Here is a 251-nt window from a genome sequence, read left to right as displayed (position 1 = left end):
CAGCCAGTTGGCGGCATTTGGTTACTCTGTATCTGGCTGGTCCCGCACCGAGAAATTCTTACAAGATGTTCACTGTTATTTCGGGGAAGATGGCTTGGATTCTCTGTTAGAACAGTCTGATATTGTGGTAAATATTTTACCACTTAACGCTTCCACTCAGGGAATTTTGAATGCGCAAGTGTTCAATAAAATGCCAGAAGGAAGCTATTTGATCAATTGTGGTCGAGGCGATCATTTGGTTGAAGCCGATC

The 251-nt window shown here is 43.4% G+C and carries 1 protein-coding gene; it reads left to right on the top strand.

Translation table 11 applies throughout. The features are described 5' to 3' along the window. A partial coding sequence (locus RG959_RS24625) for an NAD(P)-dependent oxidoreductase (RefSeq protein ID WP_342799348.1) occupies positions 1–251 on the top strand: 251 nt, incomplete at both ends.

It is taken from the genome of Domibacillus sp. 8LH (assembly GCF_038806185.1).
Classification (GTDB): domain Bacteria; phylum Bacillota; class Bacilli; order Bacillales; family Domibacillaceae; genus Domibacillus; species Domibacillus indicus_A.
The sequence above is the reverse complement of the archived record's forward strand: the minus strand, read 5'-3'. Positions and strand labels throughout refer to the sequence as shown.